Source organism: Thalassotalea sp. G20_0 (assembly GCF_017744175.1).
Taxonomy (GTDB): Bacteria; Pseudomonadota; Gammaproteobacteria; order Pseudomonadales; family Endozoicomonadaceae; genus Endozoicomonas.
Map to the genome: position 1 here is coordinate 1 of NZ_JAGHQV010000490.1, position 558 is coordinate 558.

Here is a 558-nt window from a genome sequence, read left to right on the forward strand (position 1 = left end):
TCCGTTACCTGGTAACAGATAGCCAGTCCCTTATGTGGACAAAAGGGGGGTAACTGTCCACATAGATAGTAATGTGGACAGAAGGTATCAAAATGGTTTCTTGCCTTGGTTACTGCGTAACGGGTTCAGGTACTCGGCTGCATCTTCATCCACCAGCATAGCCAGTACCTTTTCATCTGCTGCCAGTATCAGCACTTCAAGCATGGATCTCTTTGTCATCCCGTAGAAGCTGGCCAGTCTTTCAAGCTGGTGCCTGGTGGTTTCTGATACCGTCATGCTGAGCCTGACTTGCTGGTGGTGGCCAGATCGGGGGCGTTCCCGGTATCGCCTTTGTCTTTCTGCGTTGGTCATTGCCATTGTTGAGCCCTTGGTTTGTTACGGTGTAACGATGTTAAGGGCTGGTGATAGCCTGGCACTTATCAGAATCTGCCCATATTGGGTAAACTCTCCTGTTTTTTTGAGCGAACACACACGATAGGTATCAGTAAAAACCAGTGGAAGGTCTGCTGTAGGCTTGCCCTGTTTTGCGAGTGCTGAATGGTGGGGCTGGTGGAGGGG

Annotated in this window: 2 protein-coding genes; both read right to left on the bottom strand. The window is 50.2% G+C overall.

Annotation, left to right across the window (positions count from 1 at the left end):
* Nucleotides 1-87 precede the first annotated feature (87 nt).
* On the bottom strand, nt 88-357 hold the full coding sequence (locus J7438_RS27190) for a RepB family protein (protein WP_209279128.1): 270 nt from the start codon (nt 355-357) through the stop codon (nt 88-90).
* Nucleotides 358-375: 18 nt separating this feature from the next.
* The coding region (locus tag J7438_RS27195; protein ID WP_209279129.1) for a hypothetical protein at nt 376-558 on the bottom strand (183 nt) is incomplete at its 5' end.